We start from the raw sequence: 4,123 nt of genomic DNA on the forward strand, positions 1-4,123 counted from the left end.
ATCACCGGGTAGTTATATGCAGTATCTCGTTTGGCGAGGCTCCTATACAAACACAGGTTACTGATCTGACGACATCGAGAGATGCCCAAGGTTAAGACAGGCTTTATCGGATTAAGGTTCAGCCCAAAGTAACTTCTGAAAATTTTTTCAGATACGTTGTATAGTGCTAAAACCTGGACGCGGAGATAGGCTTTCTGCACTCCCTCTTTGGTTTACGCCCCTATGCGATTCACTGTTGAAGTTTAAACAGCAATAGGGTCAATCACTTCCAGACTCCTCAGCAATGACCGCTACCACGCCAGCAGCACGTGCGGGCCAGCCATTGCTAACGCTTTGAACGCTGACTTTATCACCGCCGCTAGTACCATGACGGTGAATGAAGCCAAAGACTACGTTGCACACTTACTTTTAATCACAGAGGTCGTTATCGATTACAGTTAACCGAGGATAAAGTTATGGGAAATATGATGTTTTTTATGGGATTTTTGTTTTTCATCAGCTCATTGGGGCTGATTGCAGCCTATCTGAGCACCAAATGGGATGACTAATGAACGAAAAGGATCCGCCTAGCATCATCCTCCCCGTAGCCTCATCAATCATTGCGGGGAGGATGAGATAACCGCAATAAACGGACGGTATTTACCGCGCGTGATAATGATGATGATTTTTATTCTTGGGTTGCTGTACGCTATTTTTATGATCTCGGCAGGTATTAATGAGATTTATCTACATTCCACCGGTCAAACTGCATTTCTTTCCTGTTTATTGCTAACAGCTACCGCAAGCTTGCTGCTCGTCGCTTTTGTCTGGCAATGTTCCGTAAAAACCAAACGCTGATTTTTTTAATTCAACTATGAGCTGTGCTATGCAAAATGAAAAACAGGCCGTTGCCAGAAACTCGATGATTATCAGCGGATTGTTGGCGTTAGGTAAATTTATCGCGGGTCTATTTACCGGCAGTATTGGCCTGATATCCGAAGGCATCCATTCATTTACCGATTTTATTGCCACCAGCATCACCTGGTGGGCGGTGAGCGTCAGCGATAAACCTGCTGATGATGACCATCACTTCGGGCATGGCAAGGTTGAGAATCTGGCCGCACTGTTTGAGGTACTCCTCCTGTTGGCGGCCGGGGGTTGGATCATCTTTGAAGCAGTAAGCAGCCTGATCGGTGAGGCAAACCAGATTGTGGCTGCTCCGGTAGTGATTGCGGTACTGCTGGTGTCCATTGTGGTTGACTTCTTCCGTGTCCGGGCCTTGAACCGCGTGGCCAAGGCCACCAACAGCGCGGCACTGGAAGCCGATGCTCTGCATTTCTTCTCCGATATGTTGTCTTCCGGCGTGGTGCTGTTGGGCATGGTTTTTGTGCTATTTGGTTTTGCCCGTGCTGATGCGCTGGCAGCGCTGATCGTCGCCTGCTTTATCCTGGCTGCCGCATTGAAGCTGGGGAAACGCTCCTTTGATTCCCTGATTGATACCGCACCGGCTGGCACGCGGGAAGATATCGCGACCCTGCTTAACGATTTCCCCACGGTGTTGTCTACGGAGAATATTCGCCTGCGCAGTGGCGGAGCCACGCTGTTTATCGAGGTGAGCGTCGGGGTATGCCGGACGCTACCACTCGAGCGGATCAAGGCATTGAAGCAGGCCGTTACCACCAAACTTGCACAGCAATATCCCAACTCGGAAGTGAGGGTGATTGCCACCCCTCAAGCCAGAAGCAATGAAGATCTAGCCACCCGTATACGCATGCTGGCCGCCAACCATGGGGCAGTGGTGCAGAGCCTTTCGCTACAACAGCTGGCAGATCGTGTGGCGATCGGTATGGATCTGTTGGTTCCGGCCAATGCCAGTGTGGAGCAGGCGCATGATATTGCCAGCGAGGTGGAGGAGGCTCTACGCCAGACGTTAGGCGAAAATACGGAGATAGAAACCCACCTGGAGCCCCAGATGCTGGAGTGGCTAACTAGCCAGGATGTGGAACACGGCGAACTGGTGAAGATTGAACAAGCCTTGACGGTTTCGGCGCAAAACAGCGGATTGGTGCAAGACATCCATGATATCCGGGCGCGAGAAACGCCACAGGGCGTGATTGTGAATTTTCACTGTCGGGCTCTTCCAGCCTTGTCGATTTCTGCGGTGCATGATGCGGTGGACCATATTGAACGGCAATTAAGAATACAATTCCCGATGGTATCGCGGGTGGTTGGGCATGTTGAACCGCTGTGATCCCTCACAGCGGAAGGATTTGCCAAAGCGCAGAATGGGCTAATTTAAGTAGCTCATTCTTTGCCTTTAAGAAAACTCACTTCGCCACCAGCTGGTTTTTTACTATCTGGCCATCTTTCATAATGACAGTCAGGTTTTTGCCAGGATCGGCCAGCAGGCCGATATCAGCTATCGGATCGCCGTTGACCAGTAATAAATCGGCTAAAGCGCCGACTTCGACAACGCCCAGTTTTCCTGGATAGGGGTTGCGTCGATCTGATAGTGCCAACAATTGTGCATTTTCAGCCGTCGCCATTTTTAGCACTTCGGCTGGGGTGTACCACCGCGTCATGGTAGAAAGCTGTGAGCCTTGTCTGGCTGCCAAATTCGCATCAAATAACACGTCCGTACCAAATGCGACTTTCACACCGTATTTTTTCGCCAAACGATAAGCATTATCCGTTCCGGCAAACACTTGTGCTGCTCTGGCTTGTCCGGCAGCATCGGGCAGTTGATTGGCATTTTCGTCAGCCAAAAAAGGCTGCAAACTCCACCATGTGCCCGTATCTGCCATCAGCTTTGCCGTTGCATCATCGGCTAGTTGACCATGTTCAATCACTTTTGCACCGGCCTGAATGGCATTACGAATGGCTTCCGGGGTGTATGCATGGACTGTCACATAGGTCCCCCAGTTCGCAGCAGCCTCGACAGCAGCGTGAATTTCATCGACGCTAAGCTGTACCGTATCTATCGGGCCATAGGGAGAAGAGACGCCACCGCCCCCGGTCAGCTTGATCTGGCTGGCTCCTTGCAATAATTGCTCTCTGGTGCGCTTGCGAACCTCATCGGGTGAATCCGCTATCGCTGATATGCCAACTCGCTCTGGATAGCTCAATTGATCAGGGGTAGACGGTATCTCTGAAAGCATACGAAAATCACCATGTCCCCCCGTTTGTGAAATCATTGCCCCCGATGGCCAGATGCGTGGCCCTTTGATAACGCCATTATCAATCGCGAGTTTTAAGCCAAATGCAGGTCCACCCAAATCGCGAACGCTGGTAAATCCGCGCATAAGTGTTGACTCAGCTTCAGCACCGGCCAGCAAAGTAATAAAACTTAATGGAGCCATTGATGCCTGGGCCATGGTAGGACGCACCATAAAGGTATGCCAGTGAGCGTCGATAAGGCCAGGCATCAGTGTTTGACCATTACCAGCGATATGCACTGCATCAGTGGGTGAACTAATCGGTTGAGAAGAAATTTGAGTTATTTTATTGCCTTCAACTGCCACATTCATCTTGGTCGTTAAACTTGTGCCGTCAAAGATCCGCACATCCTCGAAGATCGTCATTGTCGACTGAGCAACGGATAATGCGGGTTGGAGCAGGAGGCCGGTCAGACATGTGGCCAAGAATGTTCTTTTGATTGGATCTAACATCAGTAATGCCCTCTCGGATCCCTGAACCAGATAGTGTTTATTATTCATAACCGATAGATTCTTCCTCTGATATCCAAAAGAGCACGGGAAGACTTTAGTCTCGATAGAGTTTAGAACTTTTTTATCTGGTTAGTGAAAAATCCCCCATTAAAATGCAATGTATTAATTCTTTTCAGACAAAACTAATCGCTTTCTAGGGAAAGGAAAATAGCTGGCAGCGATAGAATACTGGAAGTGATAATCAGAGCCGAGGAGGTTGTTTCAACCGCTCCACCCCGCTCACAGACAACACTCATCATTTTCTATACTCTCAACTATCCGACTCCAGACCAGACGATGAGATGCCTTGGTGAACAGTTTTGACCTGTCATTGTTGAAATATATTCAGGAACACAGCCCGGTGTTAATCGAGGATGTCACCTCCAGGTTTGGCAAAACCACGTCGACGCTGAAGCGCTCCATGAAGGAGATCAACG

The 4,123-nt window shown here is 49.5% G+C and carries 3 protein-coding genes and 1 riboswitch; of the genes, 2 read left to right on the plus strand and 1 reads right to left on the minus strand.

Annotated elements, in window-relative coordinates; all coding sequences use genetic code 11:
- The first annotated feature begins 18 nt into the window (after window positions 1-18).
- Window positions 19-192: riboswitch (M-box (ykoK) riboswitch) on the plus strand.
- Between the two features lie 275 nt (window positions 193-467).
- Both mgtS and ACLQ7H_RS23120 read left to right on the plus strand, forming a co-directional pair.
- On the plus strand, window positions 468-548 hold the full coding sequence (gene mgtS / locus ACLQ7H_RS23115) for a protein MgtS (protein ID WP_257013771.1): 81 nt from the start codon (window positions 468-470) through the stop codon (window positions 546-548).
- A gap of 317 nt (window positions 549-865) precedes the next feature.
- Window positions 866-2,230: a cation-efflux pump gene (locus ACLQ7H_RS23120; protein ID WP_411754682.1), complete on the plus strand. Its 1,365-nt coding sequence runs from the start codon at window positions 866-868 to the stop codon at window positions 2,228-2,230.
- A 76-nt stretch (window positions 2,231-2,306) separates the two neighbouring features.
- Here the strand turns inward: ACLQ7H_RS23120 and ACLQ7H_RS23125 are convergent, their stop codons facing one another.
- Window positions 2,307-3,695, minus strand: coding sequence for an amidohydrolase family protein (locus tag ACLQ7H_RS23125; RefSeq protein ID WP_411754683.1), 1,389 nt, complete (start codon window positions 3,693-3,695; stop codon window positions 2,307-2,309).
- Window positions 3,696-4,123 lie beyond the last annotated feature (428 nt).

This window comes from Serratia sp. (in: enterobacteria) (assembly GCF_046715635.1).
Lineage (GTDB): Bacteria > Pseudomonadota > Gammaproteobacteria > Enterobacterales > Enterobacteriaceae > Chania.

Excerpts from the sequence above, each read along its gene's own strand:
- ACLQ7H_RS23125 (WP_411754683.1), bottom strand. The coding sequence starts at position 3,695 with ATGAATAATAAACACTATCTGGTTCAGGGATCCGAGAGGGCATTACTG.
- ACLQ7H_RS23120 (WP_411754682.1), top strand. The coding sequence starts at position 866 with ATGCAAAATGAAAAACAGGCCGTTGCCAGAAACTCGATGATTATCAGC.
- mgtS (WP_257013771.1), top strand. The coding sequence starts at position 468 with ATGTTTTTTATGGGATTTTTGTTTTTCATCAGCTCATTGGGGCTGATT.